We start from the raw sequence: 20,474 nt of genomic DNA on the forward strand, positions 1-20,474 counted from the left end.
TCATGGAGTAGGGGCCGCGCTTCTGTCGTATGGTGGAGTCTCATTATTGGTTTATTGTAACACTTTCACTTTAAAGCTTAATAAAAAGCTGACGTTTAATATAACCCCCAGCTTAGTATTTCTAAAAGCCCTTTTAATAAAACTTAACACCTTTAAGTGCTTAAACCCTGTGATTCTTTCATTTTGTACGTAAAGGTTATTTAACTTCAAAGCCGTGGGCATAAGGGTCTTCATCGTCCACCCAAATGGTATTGTGACCATACACTTTGGCCCAACCTTGCACGCTTGGCATGATGCCAATATGACTGCCGACTTGGGTTAGAGATTCAACCCGTCCATGAAATAAACTGCCGATAATGCTTTCGTGTACAAAGTCATCACCGACTTTGAGCTTGCCTTTGGCAAACCATTGGGCCATTCGCGCACTGGTGCCTGTACCGCAAGGGGATCTGTCTATGGCTCTATCCCCATAAAATACGGCATTTTTTGCTCGTGCCCCTTCTTGTGTGGGAGTACCTGTCCATAACACATGGGAAACCCCATTAACTGTGGCATCGTCTGGGTGAACACATTCTGCCGCTGCATCAACAAGCTGGCGTACGATAGGGCTTAATTGCAAAATTTTATCAGGGCTAAAGTGCTCTAACCCTTGATAGTTTTTTTGCGGATCTACAATAGCGTAATAGTTACCACCGTAGGCAATGTCGACCACAAGTTCACCCAATTCAGGCACTTGCACCACGACATCTGTGTGAGCGAGATAAGAAGCCACATTATAAATACGCACACTTTCTACCTTGTCACCATCTTGTTTGTATTCAATTTTAATTTTGCCTGCGGGCACATCTAGAATGAGCTGCCCCGGAACTTTTGGTTTGATAATGCCATTTTCAATGGCGCTTGTGACTGTACCTATGGTGCCGTGTCCACACATGGGCAAGCAGCCACTGGTTTCGATAAAGAGTATTGAAGCATCGGCATCTTCAGAGCAAGGAGGGTAAACGATAGAGCCAGACATCATGGAATGTCCCCTTGGCTCAAACATTAGCGCTTGTCGAATCCAATCATACTTATTAAGAAAAAATTGGCGTTTTTGGCTCATTGTTTGACCTTCTAGATCAGGATAACCGCCTGCAACTAAGCGAACTGGGTTACCGCATGTATGAGCATCAATGCAAAAAAAGGTGCCTTCTCTCATCTTATTTTCCTTATCCGTTTTTATCGTTATTGGGGTTTTTAGAATGAATAGCGTTGCTTTATTTTTGATCAAAGGATATTTTATACAATATACAGAGTTCAGATGAAAGGATATTTTATGAAGTCTTTGCAAGCGGATATTGCTGTTTTAGGTGCAGGTGTTGTTGGTGTCTGCTGTGCTCTAGCCTTACAGAAATCAGGCCATCAGGTGACCTTAATTGATAGGGACGGAGTAGGGGAAGGTTGCTCAAAAGGCAATGCTGGCCACTTTGCGACAGAACAGATTCTACCGCTCGCCACACCCGGTTTGATGTGGAAGATACCTAAAATGCTACTTGATCCTTTAGGGCCTGTGTCTATTCGCTGGTCTTATCTACATAAAATCGCTCCTTGGTTAATTCGTTTTATGCTCAATACGAGAAGCGGCCCTTTTTGTCAGGGAGTGGATGCCTTAACTGGGCTTAATAATGCAGCTTTACCTGCTTGGTTGAAGATTTTAGAAGAATTAGGAGAGCAAAAACAAATTAAAGCGGACGGCTCACTGCTAGTATTTGAATCACAAAAGTCAGTTTTAGACTATGAAGATACTCATTTCTTTTTGAATGAGCAGGGTATTAAAACTCAATCACTTTCGGGTTGTCAGGTGAGAGAGTTAGAACCGAGCTTGTCAGGCAATATTTGCCATGGCGTCATGTTTCCCAATACGGCTCATACGGCTGACCCTCATAAATTGACTCGTGTATTAGCTGAGCATTTTATCAAGCAGGGGGGCAAGCTGATTGAGCAAGAAGTAGAAGCATTAGACATGAATGATGATGGCGTTGAGGTGACGCTTGATGGGGCTTCATATCAGGTGCCTAAACTCGTGTTAGCAACAGGGGCTTGGTCAAAACATTGGGTGCAAGCATTAACTCAGAAGAAAGTGCCTTTGGATACGGAAAGGGGTTATCACCTCATGTTGCCCAAAGTCGATAATAGCTTAACAGTGCCTGTTACTTCTGCTGATAGACGTTTCATTATGACACCAATGAATGACGGGTTACGCCTTGCTGGAACCGTTGAATTTGGCGGTTTGCACAGCTCACCGAATATGAAGCGAGCGCATATGTTGGTACGACATGCACAAGTGCTTTTACCTAAAATTGATGCTGAAGTTGGTCAAACGTGGATGGGCTTTAGGCCCTCTTTACCTGACTCCTTACCCATCATAGATAAGGTTGGTGCCAAAGGGCAGGTGATATTCGCCTTTGGTCATCAGCATTTAGGTTTAACCCAAGCCGCAGTGACAGGTGAGTTGGTGAATGCCTTAACACACAACCAAAAGCCTAAGTTAGATATGACGCCATTTCGTCACGATAGATTTGCCTGAATAAGAAATGAAACAGCGCTAAAAAATTTTGTAAAAACAAATTGTATAAAATATACATTAATTAAAGCATAAGCTTAAATCGGCTTTTAAAAGAAGCTTAAACCTCATGTTAAAAGGATAAGAAAATGAATATTGAAGGTGTATTAGTCCCAGTCGTTACCCCGTTTACTACAGATGGCAGTATTGATTTTGCCGCTCTGGCTAACTTATTAGATTTTCAAATTAATGCTGGTGTGAAAGGCATTGTTGCTTGTGGCACCACTGGTGAGTATTACACCTTTAATGATGAAGAGCGTTATAAGGTAATGGCCTTTATTGCTGAGCATGTGGGTGATAGAGCCCTATTAATTGCTGGTGTGAATGATTTGTATACCCAAGGCTCTGTACTGAAAGCTAAACAGGCAAAAGAGCTAGGCTATACCTGCTTAATGTTAGCGCCCCCTATCTATTGCTTACCGCAAGAAAACGAAATTATTCAACATTACAAAACGGTCAGCCAAGAGGCTGATATGCCCATCATTATGTATAACTTCCCAGCGCGTTCTGGTGTTGAAATTAGTGTTGAAGCGGTGATCGAGCTAAGTGCAGATAAGAACATAGTCGGGATTAAAGAAAGTAGTGGTGACTTTAGCCGTGCCTTGTCGTTAATCAATGCCAAGCTAGATAATTTCCAAGTTGTGTGTGGCAGTGATGATCAGGCGGCAGACTACTTGTTCTGGGGTGTACGTGCTTGGATAGGCGGTGCAGCAAACTATTTACCTTCTCAACATGTCGCCTTGATTGAAGCGGCTAAGGTGGATGATCTTGCGAAAGTAAGAGACTTAATGACAGCCATTTTACCTGTGATTAAGCATCAGGAAGCGGAAGATTATAATCAAAAAGCCAAGTTAGGTTGTGCTCATGTTGGCGTGCCTGTGGGGAATGTTCGCGCCCCTTTACTGCCTGTGAGTGCTGAATCTCAAGCTGAGTTTATCGCTTTATTAGAGCAAGCTTTATCCGCATAGGAGGTCAATATGCAGCTATTTAATTCAACATCTAATTCTGCTTCTAGCTTAAAGCTTCTCAAAGAAGATGTGTTTCAGCTTGGGCGCAAACACGCTTTATATGCTGGTGCTTTAATCAAAGGTTATTCAAGTCGTGCTGAAACACAAGTATTTAAGACACTGAGTCCTTTCGATCATAGTGTCATTGGCAAGGTGGAATCTTGCGATGAAAGCCATGTAAATACTGCCGTAAAAGTTGCAAGAGAAACCTTTGAATCAGGCGAATGGGCGGGCTTACACCCAGCAGAGCGAAAAGCAGCGATGCAAAATTGGGTGGCATTATTGACGGAGCATGCTGAAGAATTGGCGGCACTTGATTGCATTGATGCAGGTAAACCCATTGCAGAATGTTTGGCGACAGATATTCCTGAGACGATTCAAACTTTCGCTTGGTATGCAGAAGCCATAGATAAGGTTTTTGGAAAGGTCGCGCCCACTCATGGGGATAATCTTGCCCTAGTGGTGAAAGAAGCCGTTGGCGTAGTAGCTGCTGTATTGCCTTGGAACTTTCCTGCTCTTATGTTCGCTTGGAAAGTGGCTCCAGCTTTAGCTGCGGGCAATTCTGTGATTGCAAAACCTGCCGAGCAAACGTCTTTGAGCGCTTATCGTATGGTGCAACTGGCCTATCAAGCAGGTATCCCTGAAGGGGCGCTTTCTTTGATTACGGGCTTTGGTGAAGACGTTGGTAAACCTCTAGGTTTGCATAATGACATTGATATGGTGTCTTTTACTGGCTCCACGGAAGTAGGGCGTTTGTTCCTAACTTATGCTGCCCAATCTAATTTAAAAGGTGTAGTACTAGAGTGCGGTGGGAAAAGCCCACAAGTGGTATTTGACGATGTCTATTCTGTCGAAGAAATTGCCGATGATGTACTCTCAGCAGCCTTTTGGAATATGGGGGAAAACTGCAGCTGCGGTTCACGCTTGATCGTGCATCAAGATATCAAAGAGGCGTTGTTAGCCGTATTAAAAAGACGTCTTGAGGATTGGGAATTGGGCGACCCTCAAGATTCAGATGTCTCTATTGGACCTATGGTAGAACAGGTGCATTTTGATAAGGTGCTCTCTCATTTAGAAATAGCTAAACAAGAAGGTGCGCAATTGATTCAGGGTGGCAAGGTATCTGATTTAGGAGCGGGTATGTGTATTGAGCCGACCATTTTTGACGCGGTTACCCCTGACATGACCTTGTTTAAACAAGAGGTCTTTGGCCCAGTACTCGCTGTGGTGAGCTTTAGCACAGAAGAGGAGGCGATCAAGCTGGCTAATGACAGTGAATATGGTTTGGCAGCGTCTTTATATACAGCGGATATTCGTCGTGCCCACAGAATGTCTAAGGCAATCAAAGCAGGGACTGTTTCGGTTAATTGTTTTTCTGAAGGCGATATCTCAACACCTTTTGGAGGTTATAAGATGTCTGGCTTCGGTGGACGTGATAATGGTCTAGAGGCATTTGAGCAATATTTGCAGACCAAGACAGTTTGGTACGCTAATTAGCGTATTATGAGAAATTAAACTTTCTTCCCTTCAAGTTGCATTGAGAGAGATAAGTGTTAGTCTTAATTAAGTTTTCACTTATGTATAAATTAAAATTTTTATTAAATATCAATGGTTTATTTCTTATCTCTCGATGCAACTTATTTGAGGAAGTGTATGTCTTTTCATTACTCTGTCAGTGCTTTTCTCCTTACTTGTGCGTTACATGTGACTGGGCTTTCTGCAACAGATATTAACCATGGTGCTGCTAATCATGAGCTAAATATTGTTGTGATTGGCAAGACAAAAAATGACAGCTTTTATGAGCAATCCTATGAAGGCTGTAAAAAGTTTGCTCAAACTGTGGGTGACATTAATTGTATTTATGATGGTCCTAAAGACTTTCAAAATATCCGTTCTCAAGCACTTATTATTGAGTCTTATATTAACAAAGGTGTTGATGGCTTTTTAATATCAACGACTGATTCAACCTTCCTTGTTAACCGTGTACTAAAGCAGGTTAAAGAGGCAAAAATCCCCGTTATCACCTTTGATTCAGATTTATTAGAAAAAGATAAAGCTTATCGATTGGCTTATGTGGGGACGAATAACTTCGATTATGGTGTTGCCCTAGGTAATCAAGCCAAGGCATTTAAAAAAACGGGTGAGACTCAAATATGTATTCAGTCTGGTCATGATACAACGCCAAATTTGAATGCGAGAATTGATGGTGTTAGATATGCTTTAGCGGGTACTCATGTGACTCGGTTACAAGGTGAGAATGGCTGGACAGAATATTCAAGGTGTCCTTTTTATACCTTAGGTAAGAGAGGGCAGGCAGTCAGACAGCTAGAGCACATACTTAACCTTGAAACTCCAACTATCTTTCTTGCAGTAGCTGGGTTTGCTCAGTTCTCTCCTGATTACATAGAAAGAATTAAATCCTATGAAGCGCAAATTAAATCTGGAGAGGCAGTGATTATCTCTGCTGATGCAGAAGAAATTCAGCTAAAGGCGTTGGGTGCTCACTTATCAAATATAAACATTGGGCAAAAACCATTTGAAATGGGACGCTTAGGAACAGAGCTGTTATATCAATACTTAACTCAAAACAAATTGCCTGAAAAAGACATCTACTATCAGGACTTTTATTACTGCACTCCAGAGAATGTGAATGAATGTGTGGTTAAATAACAGACTTATGCACAATTTTTAGCCGTATTTCATACGGATTTATTGTGAGTTAGCGAATAATTGATTCTTTTTTAACCTTGTTTTGGAAAGGAAAGTACCAATATCATAGGGATGTAACAGTAAAGGATTTTGATATTGTGAAAAGCTTAAAGGCTTATAACCCGCAACTAAAATATAAAAAAATCATCCGTGAGAAGGCCATCTCAAGGGCGAAAACACGCATTATTATTGCTGGCCGTACTCCAGAAGAATTTAGTCAGGAAGACTTGGAGGTTGTGGTACAAGAGGAAGAAAACAAGCTTAAGTCTGACATTAAGAGTAAGGGCCTACTGGCTGTTCTAGCGCTATTAGGTGTGAGCTGGCTCTAATGATGAATCAAATATTTCGCATCACCTTCGTGACCTTTATTTATAAGCGTTACAAGCAAACTATCCTTTCTACTGCCTTACTTTTATTGGTCTTATGGCTAATTGAAAAAATCCACCAAGATTTCGTGAGCTATAGCCAACTCAATGAGGATACTAGCTATCTAGCCCTTTCTTTTGGACTTAAATGGTTTGCCTTCGCCTGCGTTACTGGCTTGTATTGCGCTTGGAATGTATTGTTTAAACAAGAGAAATTTAAAAAAGAAAATCTGAGCAAAGCCGAGCGTAAAAAGTATGGTCAGTTATTAAACGAAGAAGACGAATTAGAAGATGATCTAATCGCAAAAATGCGAGCTCTTCCCACATCAAAAGTCACAGCAAAAGCGGACCAAAAAAAATCTAAAACCGAAAATGAAAAGGATGGAGAAGGCGCCAAGCCCGATCCTTTTGCTCAAATTCGAGATAAAGAAACCTTAAAATCAAAAGCTGACTTTGTGTTACACAAAAAGCCTAAGTAGGGATACTTTGAAGGGTAACTATGATGAATGACTCAGTTAAACAAAAGTTTGATACTTATCCTGCTAAGGTGAGAGCAAAGCTTGAGTACTTAAGACAGCTTATTCTAGAAGTGGCCGCCAATACAAATAAGGTAGAAGAATTAGAAGAAACCCTAAAATGGGGTGAGCCTTCTTATATTACCTTACCAATACAGTTTGAAGATGAATCAGGCAAACTGAAAAAAGTAAAAGCTCCAGGCACCACAATTCGTATCGACTGGAAGGCGAAAAGCCCAGATCAATATGCCCTCTACGTGAACTGCCAAACCAGTTTGATTGACTCATACAACTCCCTTTTCCCTAATACCTTTTCCTTTGAAGGCTCAAGAGCAGTGGTGTTTAAGCTTGATGACGAACTGCCAGAAGAAGAGCTAAGAGTTTGTATTCAAATGGCCCTGACTTACCACCTATAACTTCCTCATTTTACCTCTCTTATTTGTTTCTCTTATTTGCCTCAATAAGGGTTAATAACTATGCTTATTAATGACGTGTGTTAGGTAAGAGAGGGATGACTTATTAGACCTGACGGTGATTGATAAGCGCTTAACTTAGGAAGCCTCATCCTATGATCAACCTTAATACCTGTATTCTTGAGCAACCCAATATCGACTTCGACAAATGGCAAGTTTTAGTCAACATGATGGCTGAAATCTATGGTGCTTCTAGTGGTGTGGTGGTTCAGTTTAGAAATGATTCTTTTAATGTGGTGTCGGCCAGCAATAATGAAGGCAGTTTTCTTGAAGTGAATGCAAGTTGGCCTTGGGAAATGAAAAGTTTTTGCCGTCGTATTATGGAAACTCGAAGTGTTCTTTATGTGAACGACGCTGAAAATTCTGATGAATGGTGTAGTGCGCCGCCTGTCTGCGAAGGGCCTGTTCGCTCATACCTTGGTTATCCTCTTTTTTGGCCTGATAATTCATTATTTGGCTCTATTTGTGTCATAGATACCACCCCTAGCAATTATTCAGAGAGTTTTGTGAAACTGTTAGGTCAGCTAAAGAAGGTGATTGAAAGTGAGCTTCAGCATGTTTTCGATCATGAAAGAATTACAAAACTACTCGAAGAGCAAAGTGAGCAGCAAGAGCAGCTTAAACAACTTGCTCTCTACGATAGCCTAACTGGGTGTGCTAATCGTAACTTCCTCAGTGAACGTATTGCATTTTCTATTGCTCGATCTGAGCGAGAAAAAACCGAGTTCTCTTTGTTATATATGGACCTGAATAAGTTTAAAGCAATTAATGATACCTATGGCCACAAGGCTGGAGATCAGGTTTTAACGGCGATTGCGAATCGAATCAATAGCACGATAAGACGCACTGACTTGGTGGCGAGAGTAGGCGGAGATGAGTTTGTAATCGTATTTAATAATCTGGTGAGTTCAGAGGACATCATTAACCTTTTGAGCGATAAGATTCTTGAGCCTATTTCATTTAATGGGGTTAATTTGCAGGTTTCAGCGACTTTTGGTGTCAGTGTTTACCCTGAAGACGGAGGTAATATGGATAAACTTTTAGATATCGCAGATAAGCGCATGTATTACCAAAAACTCAAGGCAAGGGCATAGCTTTTAAGTATTCGTTTTTAATGCTTTTGACTCAAAGGCTTGGTTCTAAAGTCTAGGGTCGAAAGAGCTGTTTAAGCAGGCAAGTTATTTGCGTCTCTTCATTTTTAAAAAACTCTTCTCTCTTACTTATATTGTCTTCAATAGCACGACTTCTATTGATCTAATTTGATGGCATAGGTTTTGCTGCGATTAGTTTAATGCTTTTTCTACATCTAATACTAAGGTTTTTAGCCGTTTTGTAAGGCTAATTTACTATATATCGCACTAAAAAGGTGCAATGAAAGTTTGGGTATTGAGCAAAGCTAATTTATTCAAAATATAAGACAAATAAGAAGATATGTATGGAATTTAGAGAGTTGAGCTCTATCAAAGGGCATGAAAACGAGTTTAGCGAGTTGTTAATTGATAGCATTGAAAGTGGGGCATCAATTGGCTTTATTACACCCGTTAATCACGCTGAAATCAGTACCTATTGGAACGAAGTTGAGGTAGGTCTCGCCTTGGCTAAACGAAAGTTATTTGCTGTATTTGAAGGCAATGAGTTAGTGGCATGTGTGCAGCTTTCTTTGTGTGCCAAAGCTAATGGTGCCCATAGGGCGGAAGTTGAAAAACTCATGGTAAAAACGACTTCAAGAGGCCAAGGTATTAGTAAAAAACTGATGAAGTTGATGGAATGTGTCGCTGTCGAAATTGGCTTAACACTTTTGGTATTAGATACTAGAGTAGGTGATTTAGCATCAAACTTATATCGTTCGATTGGCTACATTGAAGCAGGTAAAATTCCACAATTTGCGCTTGGCTCAAATGTTAAGTTAGAAAGCACAGTATATTTTTATAAATTGTTAACAAGATTATAAGTTTGATTTGTAAAGGGTATGAAGTTTAAGGGAGGAAAGGTGATGGCAGCGATAAAAGCAATTCTTTTTGATCACGATGGAACCTTAGTCGATTCTGAGTTTATTCATTATCAAATGTGGGTAGCGATTTTAAAACCCTATGGTGTGACGCTAACCGAGGAGGAATACATCAAGGAATATGCCGGTATCCCAAGCCCTGCTAATGCCAAGACTATGGTCGAAAAATATGGTCTTACCTATACGCCAGAAGCACTAAATAAAGCGAAGGCACTGGCAACAGATAATTACCTTTCAAATCAGGCATTTCCTTTAGTGGATTCAGCCAAAGAGGTGATAGCAAGTTTGGCCCAAAAAGAGGTGAAGCTTGCCATTGTGACTGGCGCTGGTGGCGAGGCACCTAGGAAAACACTTAAGCAAAATGATCTAGAAACTTACTTTGAGACTATCGTTTCGGGGGATGACGTTGAACACAGTAAGCCAGCACCCGACTGCTATTTATTAGCTGCAAAGAGGTTAGGGTTTGAGCCTTATGAGTGTGTTGCTATAGAAGATACGGCAAATGGTGTCAGTGCGGCTGCAGCAGCGAATGTTCCTTGTGTCGCAATTGCGACAAAAATGTCACAGCATCAGGATTTGAGTAAGGCGATTAAGATAGTTGCTAGTTTACAGGATGCAAAAAATTGGATTAAAAATCAGTATTTTAGCTTTTAGCTTTTAACGATTTAAGCTTATGTCATTTTCTTAATATCATTTTTTTAATTATTTCATTGTTTTACTTAAGGAACCTGCGAATAAGTCCTCCCGCCTCAGCGTGTGGATAAAAGCGCCTAGATTTATGGCGAGGGGCGTAACTTAATAGTTATTCTATTGATAAGGCCCTCAACTTAAAGATAGGGCTTTTAGACCACGCCCTTTGGGTCTTTGAATAATACCTAAACGGCATTTCAGAAAAAGCGTCATTCTGTGTTGTCCCTTTTCGAAAGGTGCCTACATTGCGTCAAAGTGACGCCTTGTGTGATACTTTTTCCCATATACCTTAGTAGAGCAGACTGAGAAGAGGTGACTTAATCGCAGATTCCTTAGCATAGTTACTAAAAGCCTCATTAACATTTGAGGTTTTTTATCTGGAACGATACAAGGGATCATTATTGTTAATAAGTGTGTTTAAACGCGATTTTTTGGCATTTAACTTGTTATAACGTGGCTAGAAACGAACTTCTTCTCTATAACTTTGTAGGAGACTTTTATTTGGTTGTCTTGATTTAACTTGTGATGCTAAAGGGCAAAGAAAGTGAGAAATATTATTTTTCTATCTGTCATTCTGATTTTTTTCCCTGCTGTAAACGGATTTTCGCAGACTCTTAAAGTGGCAACTGGAGAGTATTCACCAACAATAGGTGCTAATTTAAAACACGGTGGTTATGCGACTCATATGCTGACTTTGGCTTTTGAAAGCCAAGGTATCAAATTGGATATAGATTTCATGCCTTGGAAGCGAGCTATGGTTAGTGCGCAAAAAGGAGATTATGATCTTACCTTCTATTGGTTCTGCTCTGAAGAAAGGCAAAAAGACTTTCATTGTGGTGAATCATTAATACAGTCTGAAATATATTTTTTTCATCTAAAAAGCTTAGATTTTGATTGGCAGGATTATGATGATCTAGAACCTTATTTTGTTGGTTTAACGGCGGGTTATCATTATTCGCCTGAACTTGATGAGTTAGTAAATACAGGAGAGCTGAATAGCCATGTCACCACACGTGATATAGATAATGTGAATATGCTATTGGCCAGCCGTATTGATATTTTCCCCATGACTGTCCTTGAAGGTTTATACCTAATAAATAACCGCTTTCCTCCTGAGTCAGCAGAGAAAATTACTTACCATTCGAGGGCTCTTTTAAAGCCTACTGGGCATCCGCTCTTTCCTAAGGTGAATGAAAATGCCGATGAACTACTGCAGATTTATAATAAAGGAATTATGGAAATTAAAGCTAAGGGCATACTGAAAGAATATGAGCAAAAAATGATTCAAGGCTGGTACGAGCAAGACTTATAAGATATGTCAGAAAACTAAAGCCAGCTTGAATGGCTAGCTTTAGTAAGCTTTAGCTTAGAAGATAAGTAAATTTACTTTCTTTCTACCACTTCATTTCACCCATTTGTACTTTCGCACCAATGCTGAGTGAAATCGGCACATTGTTAGCGGGATATTTAGCCAGCATCTTCTCGATTAGCTCAGTACTATTTTTACTTTCTGCTTTTGCTTGTTGGAAGCTCTCAATGTATTGCAGAGAGTAAGCAATACTTGTTGAATTTAACTCAGTACCTGCCTTCATATGACCTGGAATGACGCTAGTTGGCTTGAGTAATTGCATTTCTTCAAGTTGAGCTACCCAAGCGCTTTGAGATTCATCAGTTTGAGTATCAGCCATCCAAAGATGCATGTTGCCATAAATTGCGACATTGCCTAAAACCGCTTTGTTGTCAGGAATCCAAAGGTATGGGCGGTGAGCAAGAGCGCCTTGTGTGCCTTTGATTTCTATTTTATGACCTTCCAGTGTTAGAAACGACTTGTCATACACTTCCGGCATGATCGGCTTTATAGGCGCATTAGCTCCCATTCTTGGGCCCCAAACAGAAAGTTTGGTTTCAAGCTTTTTCTCAATCACTTTTCTCACGGCTTTAGTGGTGATGATGTCAGCATCTGGGAAAAAGTTATGAATGACTTCGGCACCAAAATAATAATCAGGGTCAGCCTGACTGATAAAGATGGTTTTTAATTTTTTACCTGAGTCTAAGACTTTGGCCGTGATTCTTAATGCATCTGCTTTGGTGAAGCCTGTATCAATCAAGATGGCATCGTTTTCACCATAAATAAGGGTTGAGTTAACGTTAAAGCTTTTATCGTCTGCATTATAAACATCAAACTGAAGGTCAGATTGCGCATTTGCTGTGATAGCACTGCTAAAAACGAGTGAGGTAAGTAAAAGGGATAACTTATTCATCTTTGTTTCCTATCATATGTGGGTAATGGGTGAGCGAGATAATAGGAGATTGATAAGTTCGGAAAAAGATACAATAATCAGCATCATTATTTCTTAAATTGAGCAGATAATTTAGGTAAACAGATGGATAGAGTCACAGCGGCAAAGGTGTTTGTAGATGTTGCTTATTCAGGAAGCTTTACGGCGACATCGGGTAGGTTAAGTATTTCTCGATCTATGGTGACAAGGTATGTGGAGGAAATGGAAAACTGGCTCGAAACGCGTTTGCTACATAGAACAACACGCAAAGTTTCTTTAACCAGTGCTGGTGAAGCCTGTCTTGGTAAGATAGAAAAGTGGCTGGAGCAATCAGAAGAAATCGTATCTACATCTGCAATCAATGGTGAGCTATTTGGCAAAATTCGTGTGGCCAGTAGCATGTCATTTGGCTTTGCTCAGCTTGTACCTGCCGTAAAAGGCTTTATGGAAAAGCACCCAAAAGTCAGTATAGATTTAGACCTGCAAGATTCAGTGGCAGATTTAATTGAAAGCCGTATTGATTTGGCGATTCGTATTGCGAGCACGCCAGACCCTTCTCTCATTGGCCAACCTATTGCGTTATGTGAGTCTGTGCTAGTCGCTTCACCTGAGTACTTAGCAAACAATACTCCTATCCTTGAACCGCAAGATTTAATGTTTCAAGATTGTTTAGGTTACAAAAATTTTGAGCAAAATGTCTGGCACCTTTCTCAAGGGGACATGTTCGAATCAGTTGAAGTAAAATGTCGCTTAACGGCGAATGAAGCAACGGCTTTGTTACATGCTTCCTTGCTAGGTATAGGAATATCGCTACAGCCAACCTATCTGGCAACCGAATACATAAAGTCTGGAGAGCTAGTTGCAGTATTGCCAGACTGGCAACCTAATACGCTTACTACTTATGCCTTGTATTCCTCTAGAAAACACTTATCCCCGACGGTACGTGCGCTTATAGATTATCTAAAAGATTACTTTTCACCATTACCTTGGCGTTAAAAAGGCAGAGGAGTCTAACCATAAAATGCTAAGGACAGCAAAATGAAAGTTTTATCTCTAAGTTGTGATAATAAACATGAGTTTTCTAAAAAGCCGGTAACACAGCTTACCTTGATTACAGGTTTAGGCGTCGAAGGTGATGCCCATTGTGGCGAGACCGTTAAACATAGATCTCGAGTAAAAGCAGACCCAACCCAGCCTAATTTACGCCAAGTTCACCTAATTCATTCAGAGCTTCTTACTGAGTTACAAGCAAAAGGCTTTAATGTTGAGGCTGGCTCTTTAGGTGAGAATATCCTCACTCAAGGAATCGATTTACTCTCTTTACCAAAAGATACCTTACTCCATTTAGGTGATGAAGTTCTATTGCAAGTGACAGGGCTTAGAAACCCATGTGCCCAATTGGATCACTATCAAAAAGGCTTGACCCAAGCTGTGTTGGATAAAGATGAAGAAGGCAATCTCATACGCAAAGCAGGCATCATGGCGATTGTCGTGAAAGGTGGACAGCTTTTAATAGAGGATGTCATTAAGGTTGAATTGCCTGAAAAGCCATATCAAACGCTTGAGAGAGTTTAGACACCTAGAAGCGTGAAAAGAGATCACTCTGCTATTGGGTATCATTTATCATTCTTTTCTCAGCTTAATATGTCCTTACATTGTTGAGATAGCCAAGAGAGTGCTGGTCCCATACAAATATTTTTTTGAGTGATACTTTCAACTGGTGGGCTCCAATGCTTATGTTCGAATCGAAAATTAAGCTTAACCAGCAACCCAGAAGAAATCGATTTGTCTGCTAGGTGCTCTGGCAGGTAAGCCCAACCAACGCCTTCTATGGCAAGCTCTCTAATATTATTAAAGCTCGCAGCACTCCAAATATCAGATGATAAAGCTGGAAATTGATCTAATACACTACCTTGAGGGCTTTTGAGTAATAGTTGTCTATGGGGTAATAGCTCATTGGCACCGATAGAATTTAGTTTTGCCAGTGGGTAATCAGGATGGCTTATTGATATAAAAGGGAGATTTCCAATATAAGTCTGCTCTACTCCTTTTTGTACTTTACCGCCTGAAAACATAAGGCCTATTTCTGCTTTTTCTTGTTTGACTATCCTTGGAATATCAGGGCTAACAGCGGATAAAATCTCGACCTGAGTGGCAGGAAAGCGTTTACCAAATTCGACCAATAGCTTACTAAGAGCTGGAACTAAAATTGCGTCATCTAACACGATTCGAATACATGTCTCTTCTCCAGCAAAAAGCTTTGATGCCGCTAAATCAAAATCTTCAGCTTGCATTAGCGTTGCTTTAGCAAGGGGGATAAGCCTTTTACCTTCTAAGGTAAGGCTTGGTTTACGTGTTGTTCTATCAAATAGATCAATCCCTAAATCTGTTTCTAAGCTAGAAATGCCAAGGCTAACAGCCGATTGCCCTTTATTTATCTGGCGGCCAGCCGCTGAGAAGCTCCCAGTCTCTGCTGCGGCCACAAACATTCTTAATTGCTCCAAGCTCGTCATCTATTTCGTCTCATACTATTGATATTTTCAATAGTATCTAACTTTTTACTATTTGTAATTTTAATTAATCTAGTCAAGTTCTAGGACACTTAATAATGACAACAGTCCTATTTTATTAATAGTTGGTAGTATGGAGTAATTAATGAAAACGCTTTTGCAAATTAATTCGAGCATGAAGGGTGAAAGCTCTCAATCATCTAAATTAGCAAATGATTTGTCAGATAGAATTTTGTCTCACTTATCTGACATAAAGCATATAAAGCGAGATTTAAGCAAAGATGAAATTCCGCATTTAGATGAAGAGACATTTCAATCTTTCCAGGATGATTTAACTGATATCGCGTCAGGTGTTAATGATAAATTAACCATATCGAATGACTTAATTGAAGAGTTAGAGTCAGCCGATATTTTAATCATCACAGCGCCTATGTATAACTTTATGCTCCCTTCAACTCTTAAATCTTGGATCGACTTTGTAGTAAGAGCTGGACGTACTTTCCAATTTACGGAAGCAGGACCTGAGAGCCTTTTAAGTAATAAAGATACTTATATTATTATGACGCAAGGAGGGATGAGTTTAGGAACGTCTGATGATTTTATGACTCCGTATCTAAAACAAATATTAGGGCTAATAGGTCTACATAATATTCAATTCGTTTATGTTCAGGGATTAGCCATGGGGGATGACATAGCGAATAAAAATATAGAAGCCGCTTATGATGAAATTGTAACCTTTCAAGTTTAATTTAATTATAAACTAGCATCACTTTCACTTTTATAGAGGGTGAGGGTGATGAGGTTGTGTTTCAAGCCATCATAAGGATTGCAGTAAGGGGTGGGCAGCTTTGATAGAGGATGCTATCAAGGTTGAATTGCCTGAAAAGCTGTATCAAAAACTTGGGAGAGTTTAGGGCAAAACGCTACGGTAATGATAGGCTAGCTTTATCTAAACCATGAATTCTATTATGAAGTGGAGGTGATTATGACTCATAAATATTATGGTTCTTGTTTATGTGGCGGTATTAGCTTTAATGTTACTGGTTTTAGTGAAAGTGCAGCAAATTGCCATTGCACTATGTGCCGAAAATTTCATGGAGCAGCATATGGAACGCTAGTGAGTGTGACGGGATTAACTTGGTTAAAAGGCTTTGAATTAATGAAGCACTTCACAGCTAAGAATGGGACTCAAAGAAGTTTCTGCCAGGATTGTGGTTCGAGTTTAGGGTTTAGAATTAAAGATGCGAGTATTGATGAGATTGAGTTAGCAATCTCAACATTTGATGAGGACATTCCTATTAAAATTGATGCTCAAATTTATACAGAATATAAAGCTAACTGGTGTGAATTACAGCAAGGTATCCCTTCATTTCAGCAAGGACGAGATGAAAGCTAGCTAAAGGAAGAATTAAAATGAAACTAACCTGCCATTGCGGCAATATCGAATTAACAGCGGCTTATATTCCTAAAGAAATAGCCAATTGTAATTGCTCCATTTGCCGTCGTTATGCCGCGTCTTGGGCCTATTACGAACCAAAGGATGTTAATATCTCTCACACTCAAAAAGCCTCAGGCGCTTATATTTGGGGCGATAAGGAAGTCGCTTTTCATCATTGCACTTTATGCGGCTGTATTACCCACTATGTAACGACAGATAAATGTGATGCCAATGTGACCGCTATCAATATGTGCATGGCCGATGATGAGATTAAAAATGCTATTCCTGTTCGTAAAATTGATGGGGCGGCTTATTAAAGCGTTCACCTAAAAGCAATTCATTAAACAAGATTTAAAACAAAGATGTTACTAAGTTCAACAGTAATACAGCAGTCTGGTATTCAATTTGGTACAAGTGGTGCACGAGGCTTAGTGACCCAGTTTAGCGCTAATGCTTGTGCGGCGTTTACCCATGCTTTTATTCGTTGTATGCAAGGCGAATTTCATTTTGACAAGGTCGCCATTGCCATTGATAACCGACCAAGTAGCCCTGCTATGGCGCAAGCCTGTGTGAAGGCCCTAGAGCAACTGGGTCTTGAAGCCATTTATTATGGTGTGGTGCCAACGCCTGCTTTGGCTTATATCTCAATGCAAAATGAAATTCCTTGTATCATGGTCACCGGTAGCCATATTCCTTTTGATCGTAATGGACTTAAATTTTATCGCCCTGATGGGGAAATTAGTAAGGCAGATGAAAAAGGCATTTTGAGCGTAGAGGCTGAGTTCGAGTCTATTACCGATTTACCTGAACTGGTGGTTAACCATAAAGCGGCCTCTGTCTATATTGAGCGTTATACGGCTTTGTTTGATTCTTCTTTATTGTCAGGAAAGCGTGTTGGTATTTATGAGCACTCAAGTGCTGGTAGAGATTTATATGCTGACATGTTTAAAGCCTTGGGTGCTGAGGTCATTGCCCTAGAGCGTAGCGATGAGTTTGTGCCTATTGATACCGAAGCGGTTTCAGAGGCGGATAAACTGAAAGCGAAAAACTGGTCTGCAGAATATGACTTAGATTTTATTTTCTCTACCGATGGGGATGGAGATCGTCCTTTAGTATCGGATGAGAAAGGCAATTGGTTACGCGGTGACGTACTAGGTCTAATCTGTGCTGATGTGATGGATATTGAAGCCTTGGCTGTGCCTGTCAGCTGTAATACCGTTATTGAGAAGAGCCAAGCGTTTGAACATATTACTCGTACTAAGGTTGGCTCGCCTTATGTAATTGCAGAGTTTGAATCCTTAGCGAAAGACTATGCGAGTGTTGCTGGTTTTGAAGCCAATGGTGGCTTCTTATTAGGTTCTGATGCCATAGTGAATGATAAAACCATTAAGGCACTGCCAACCCGTGATGCCGTATTGCCAGCACTTATGCTGCTTGCAGCAGCGAAAGAAACGGGAATAGCGAGCTTAGTGAATGCGCTGCCACAAAGAGTGACTCATAGTGATAGGATTCAAAACTTTGCGACACAAAAAAGCCAAGCGATTTTAGCCCAAGCGAAAGATGCGCCTGAAGCATTTTTACAGAGCCTAAATGTCTCTGATGCCAAGCTTGCTTCTCTTGATACGACAGATGGATTGCGTATGACATTAGCCAACGATGATGTGGTGCACTTTCGCCCATCTGGTAATGCACCAGAGCTACGCTGCTATGCAGAGTCCGTATCGATTGATCAAGCTAAGTCTTTAGTTGATCACGCTTTAAAACAGATTCAATTAATCTAATTAATTTAGTTTTAGATGAAGAGCCTAACTGAGTAATCCGTTAGGTTCTCTCTATTCTTACATGACTTATCTTCTCTTAAATCGCTAAAATGGCCTCTATTTCAACGTTTAGATTTGCTGAAAATAAAGACTCTATTTTGATTAGAGAACTTGCAGGCAGGTGAGTTTGATAAATATCGTTGAGGGTTTGCCTTAGTGCTTGCATATCAGATAAATCAGTGACAAAAATAGTCACTTTAATCAGCTTGCTTAAGCTACTGCCAACAGCTTTTGCCATAAATTCAATTTGTCTGAAGACCTCTTTTGTTTGCTCTGATATTGAACCAGTTTGAGCTTGAGTGCCAAAGACTGTCATACCAGATGTATAAAGTGTGTTGCCGTGAATGACTGCCTGGCTATAGGGGCCAGCAGGAAGGCCAAGGTCAGGAAAGTTAATGGGTTTAACTACTAACTCATTTTCCATCATGTCACTTTCAATAATTTCATTTTTTAAGATTTTCTGTTTTGTTGTTTCCTTATCGATCATTTTAGTGCCTCCCATTTACAGGCTAATTTTATTGATAGCTTGTGGATCTCTGGCCCAATAAAGAAGGCAATAATTGCTGCTACAGGCCAAGCACCAAGAAAGGCTTGTCGCCAATGTGATAAAAACTCATTGTTAAGCCCTAGATTAATCCAAGTCACCCAACAGCTCATAAGAGAAGAAAGTAAAAGTGACATGAGCAAAGCGAATAGAATTCGTTGTTTCATAGGGTATCTCCGAGCTTTTCGATGTAATCCACTTGGGTTAGCTCTAGGGATAAATAATGCAAGGTATGGGGCTCTTGAAAGTGTTGGGTCAGGGCATCTTGATTGATCCATTTTTCCCATAGGGTGAATTTACGGGGGTTATCATTATGGGGCTTTACCTCAAATTGAAAGCATCCAGCTTCTTCTATCGTCGCTAATCTTAATTTCGCTAACTCCTCACTGGCTGTTTTTGGACTTTTATCGTCAGGGACAGTCAATCCAGCGCTAACCCATAGAAAAGATGAATTTGAAAGATGAGAGTCAGTCATGAAAAGCTCCTTGGTCTAGGTAATTAAGATAGGCTCAGTTTGTATTGTTGCGCTTATGATGTGTATGCTTTATTAATCAATCTTAAATTCCGGAAATGGAATCATGTTAGACGACATAGTGTTATTTATTCATATTGTTCAGCAACAAGGTTTAGCGCCCGCTGCAAGGGAGTTAGATATGCCTGTTGCGACTGTCACTAGGCGGCTGCAACGGCTTGAAAATTCAGTGAGATGCCGCTTAATTCATCGTACAGCGAGACGGTTTGAACTTACCTCAGAAGGTGAGGTGTACTTTCGGGCTTATAGCCATTTAGTAGACCAGTTTGAACAGACGCAACGCTCCTTGAGTGATGATATGTATGACATGCGTGGAAACCTAAAGGTGATGGCGCCAGTAAATTTGTCTGCTGGCTTTTTAAAGCCTATGTGGGTGAGTTTTATGCGGGAATATCCAGAGATACAGCTAGAGTTAATTCTGAGTAATCAGGTAGAAGATATGATTGCAGAAAAGGCTGATTTAGCCATTAGGGTAGGCCCACAGGAAGACTCACCTTTGTATCAAAAACGGTTAGGGGCCATTAATACTGTGATAGTTGCTGCCCCTGATTATCTTGAAAAAAATCCCGCACCGACAAATTTAGAAGAGTTAAAACGACATAGGTTAATAGGTGCTAAATCGCTTTTTCATTGGCAGCTTGTTGATGTAAACACTGGTGCATCCGTTAATGTGCCACCTATGCTTTCTACCCTAGTTAATGATGTGAATATTGCCACTTCGTTTGTACGTGAAGGTTTGGGGATTTCTTTATTACCAGAGACTGAAGTCATGCAATACATTAATGACACAAGCCTAGTTCGTATTTTGCCGCAATGGCAGGGGGTGAGCCGAGATGTGTTTATTGTATGGCCAGATGGGCGCTTGATGAGTGCCAGAGCTAAGCGTTTATTTGCGTATATCAAAGACTACTTTGCAAACAATAAGGGCATGTCGATTTCTTAGCCCTATTTTAAAGGTTAGCCAGTTTATACAAGTTTTCAA

At 40.4% G+C, this 20,474-nt stretch carries 24 protein-coding genes; 18 read left to right on the forward strand and 6 right to left on the reverse strand.

Going from position 1 to position 20,474, the window contains the following annotated elements:
• Nucleotides 1-196 precede the first annotated feature (196 nt).
• Entirely contained in the window at nt 197-1,198 is a 1,002-nt protein-coding gene (locus tag Q0A08_RS19815; RefSeq protein WP_438463188.1) for a 4-hydroxyproline epimerase, read from the reverse strand.
• A gap of 117 nt (nt 1,199-1,315) precedes the next feature.
• Between Q0A08_RS19815 and Q0A08_RS19820 the strand changes: the two genes are divergently transcribed.
• The 11 genes from Q0A08_RS19820 (at nt 1,316) to Q0A08_RS19870 (ending at nt 11,681) form a co-directional block, all read left to right on the forward strand.
• Nucleotides 1,316-2,566, forward strand: a complete 1,251-nt coding sequence (locus Q0A08_RS19820) for an NAD(P)/FAD-dependent oxidoreductase (protein WP_438463189.1) — start codon at nt 1,316-1,318, stop codon at nt 2,564-2,566.
• A 125-nt stretch (nt 2,567-2,691) separates the two neighbouring features.
• Entirely contained in the window at nt 2,692-3,570 is an 879-nt protein-coding gene (gene dapA, locus Q0A08_RS19825) for a 4-hydroxy-tetrahydrodipicolinate synthase (RefSeq protein WP_438463190.1), read from the forward strand.
• A 9-nt stretch (nt 3,571-3,579) separates the two neighbouring features.
• Complete coding sequence (locus Q0A08_RS19830) at nt 3,580-5,106, forward strand: aldehyde dehydrogenase (protein ID WP_438463191.1); 1,527 nt, start codon at nt 3,580-3,582, stop codon at nt 5,104-5,106.
• 156 nt (nt 5,107-5,262) lie between these two features.
• A complete protein-coding gene (locus Q0A08_RS19835) occupies nt 5,263-6,279 on the forward strand; it encodes a substrate-binding domain-containing protein (protein ID WP_438463192.1) in 1,017 nt (338 codons plus the stop codon).
• 137 nt (nt 6,280-6,416) lie between these two features.
• The gene (locus Q0A08_RS19840; RefSeq protein WP_438463193.1) at nt 6,417-6,647 is read left to right on the forward strand and encodes a hypothetical protein; all 231 of its coding nucleotides are present in this window, start codon (nt 6,417-6,419) and stop codon (nt 6,645-6,647) included.
• Entirely contained in the window at nt 6,647-7,162 is a 516-nt protein-coding gene (locus tag Q0A08_RS19845; RefSeq protein ID WP_438463194.1) for a hypothetical protein, read from the forward strand. The genes Q0A08_RS19840 and Q0A08_RS19845 overlap by 1 nt, the downstream gene beginning before the upstream one ends.
• Before the next feature lie 23 nt (nt 7,163-7,185).
• Complete coding sequence (locus tag Q0A08_RS19850) at nt 7,186-7,614, forward strand: DUF1801 domain-containing protein (RefSeq protein ID WP_438463195.1); 429 nt, start codon at nt 7,186-7,188, stop codon at nt 7,612-7,614.
• 152 nt (nt 7,615-7,766) lie between these two features.
• Nucleotides 7,767-8,765 (forward strand): sensor domain-containing diguanylate cyclase, encoded by a 999-nt coding sequence (locus Q0A08_RS19855; RefSeq protein WP_438463196.1) that lies wholly within the window; start codon nt 7,767-7,769, stop codon nt 8,763-8,765.
• Between the two features lie 341 nt (nt 8,766-9,106).
• Nucleotides 9,107-9,622 (forward strand): GNAT family N-acetyltransferase, encoded by a 516-nt coding sequence (locus Q0A08_RS19860; protein ID WP_438463197.1) that lies wholly within the window; start codon nt 9,107-9,109, stop codon nt 9,620-9,622.
• Between the two features lie 42 nt (nt 9,623-9,664).
• Nucleotides 9,665-10,333: an HAD family hydrolase gene (locus Q0A08_RS19865; protein WP_438463198.1), complete on the forward strand. Its 669-nt coding sequence runs from the start codon at nt 9,665-9,667 to the stop codon at nt 10,331-10,333.
• Between the two features lie 580 nt (nt 10,334-10,913).
• Nucleotides 10,914-11,681 (forward strand): substrate-binding periplasmic protein, encoded by a 768-nt coding sequence (locus Q0A08_RS19870; protein ID WP_438463199.1) that lies wholly within the window; start codon nt 10,914-10,916, stop codon nt 11,679-11,681.
• An 82-nt stretch (nt 11,682-11,763) separates the two neighbouring features.
• Here the strand turns inward: Q0A08_RS19870 and Q0A08_RS19875 are convergent, their stop codons facing one another.
• On the reverse strand, nt 11,764-12,630 hold the full coding sequence (locus tag Q0A08_RS19875) for an MBL fold metallo-hydrolase (RefSeq protein WP_438463200.1): 867 nt from the start codon (nt 12,628-12,630) through the stop codon (nt 11,764-11,766).
• Nucleotides 12,631-12,753: 123 nt separating this feature from the next.
• Between Q0A08_RS19875 and Q0A08_RS19880 the strand changes: the two genes are divergently transcribed.
• Entirely contained in the window at nt 12,754-13,644 is an 891-nt protein-coding gene (locus Q0A08_RS19880; protein WP_438463201.1) for a LysR family transcriptional regulator, read from the forward strand.
• Nucleotides 13,645-13,686: 42 nt separating this feature from the next.
• Nucleotides 13,687-14,223, forward strand: a complete 537-nt coding sequence (locus tag Q0A08_RS19885) for an MOSC domain-containing protein (RefSeq protein WP_438463202.1) — start codon at nt 13,687-13,689, stop codon at nt 14,221-14,223.
• Between the two features lie 59 nt (nt 14,224-14,282).
• Here the strand turns inward: Q0A08_RS19885 and Q0A08_RS19890 are convergent, their stop codons facing one another.
• A complete protein-coding gene (locus Q0A08_RS19890) occupies nt 14,283-15,161 on the reverse strand; it encodes a LysR family transcriptional regulator (protein WP_438463203.1) in 879 nt (292 codons plus the stop codon).
• Nucleotides 15,162-15,303: 142 nt separating this feature from the next.
• Here Q0A08_RS19890 and Q0A08_RS19895 point away from each other — a divergent pair, with 142 nt between their 5' ends.
• The 4 genes from Q0A08_RS19895 to Q0A08_RS19910 all read left to right on the forward strand — a co-directional run bounded on the left by Q0A08_RS19895 (nt 15,304) and on the right by Q0A08_RS19910 (nt 18,377).
• Complete coding sequence (locus Q0A08_RS19895) at nt 15,304-15,906, forward strand: FMN-dependent NADH-azoreductase (RefSeq protein ID WP_438463204.1); 603 nt, start codon at nt 15,304-15,306, stop codon at nt 15,904-15,906.
• A gap of 237 nt (nt 15,907-16,143) precedes the next feature.
• A complete protein-coding gene (locus Q0A08_RS19900) occupies nt 16,144-16,554 on the forward strand; it encodes a GFA family protein (RefSeq protein WP_438463205.1) in 411 nt (136 codons plus the stop codon).
• A gap of 17 nt (nt 16,555-16,571) precedes the next feature.
• Entirely contained in the window at nt 16,572-16,913 is a 342-nt protein-coding gene (locus Q0A08_RS19905; protein ID WP_438463206.1) for a GFA family protein, read from the forward strand.
• Nucleotides 16,914-16,958: 45 nt separating this feature from the next.
• Nucleotides 16,959-18,377 carry a phosphomannomutase gene (locus Q0A08_RS19910; RefSeq protein WP_438463207.1) on the forward strand — a complete coding sequence of 473 codons (1,419 nt, stop codon included), beginning with the start codon at nt 16,959-16,961 and terminating at the stop codon, nt 18,375-18,377.
• Nucleotides 18,378-18,453: 76 nt separating this feature from the next.
• Here Q0A08_RS19910 and Q0A08_RS19915 read toward each other — a convergent pair whose 3' ends face one another.
• The 3 genes from Q0A08_RS19915 to Q0A08_RS19925 are packed head-to-tail and all read right to left on the reverse strand — an operon-like array spanning nt 18,454 to nt 19,435.
• Nucleotides 18,454-18,903, reverse strand: a complete 450-nt coding sequence (locus tag Q0A08_RS19915) for a RidA family protein (protein ID WP_438463208.1) — start codon at nt 18,901-18,903, stop codon at nt 18,454-18,456.
• Nucleotides 18,900-19,127 carry a DUF2798 domain-containing protein gene (locus tag Q0A08_RS19920; protein ID WP_438463209.1) on the reverse strand — a complete coding sequence of 76 codons (228 nt, stop codon included), beginning with the start codon at nt 19,125-19,127 and terminating at the stop codon, nt 18,900-18,902. Before Q0A08_RS19920 ends, Q0A08_RS19915 begins: the two co-directional genes overlap by 4 nt.
• Nucleotides 19,124-19,435 (reverse strand): putative quinol monooxygenase, encoded by a 312-nt coding sequence (locus tag Q0A08_RS19925; protein WP_438463210.1) that lies wholly within the window; start codon nt 19,433-19,435, stop codon nt 19,124-19,126. Before Q0A08_RS19925 ends, Q0A08_RS19920 begins: the two co-directional genes overlap by 4 nt.
• 103 nt (nt 19,436-19,538) lie before the next feature.
• On the opposite strand from Q0A08_RS19925, the gene Q0A08_RS19930 reads away from it, so the two are divergent.
• Nucleotides 19,539-20,435, forward strand: a complete 897-nt coding sequence (locus Q0A08_RS19930; RefSeq protein WP_438463211.1) for a LysR family transcriptional regulator — start codon at nt 19,539-19,541, stop codon at nt 20,433-20,435.
• Nucleotides 20,436-20,474: the final 39 nt, after the last annotated feature.

Source organism: Marinomonas sp. PE14-40, from assembly GCF_051623805.1.
Taxonomy (GTDB): domain Bacteria; phylum Pseudomonadota; class Gammaproteobacteria; order Pseudomonadales; family Marinomonadaceae; genus Marinomonas.